Genomic DNA, 268 nt, shown 5'->3' on the forward strand with positions numbered 1-268 from the left:
CCCCCTTCATTCTTAAAAAAAGCTTATAACATAAATTTAAGGCCAGAAGCTGGTAAAAGAGGAGTTTGTTAATCGTTGTCCCATCCATTCAATTTTATCTTTTGAGCGACATGGGATTCGCAGTATTTTTTCTTTATCAGATAAGCCTTCGACATCTGTTTTTTCGCGATAAAGATCAGGTCGCATGGTGCTCACGTCACTTTCAGTAGAGTTCCAAATAGGTGCTAGCTGTATCTCTAATACAGCACTTAACTCTGCTAGAATCTCT

General features: G+C 38.4%; 1 protein-coding gene. It reads right to left on the reverse strand.

Features of this window, described 5'->3' with window-relative positions; genetic code table 11:
• Window positions 1–36: 36 nt before the first annotated feature.
• On the reverse strand, window positions 37–268 hold a 232-nt coding region (locus Q5762_RS38555), incomplete at its 5' end, for a hypothetical protein (RefSeq protein ID WP_315896976.1).

It is taken from the genome of Streptomyces sp. P9(2023) (assembly GCF_032436795.1).
GTDB lineage: Bacteria > Actinomycetota > Actinomycetes > Streptomycetales > Streptomycetaceae > Streptomyces.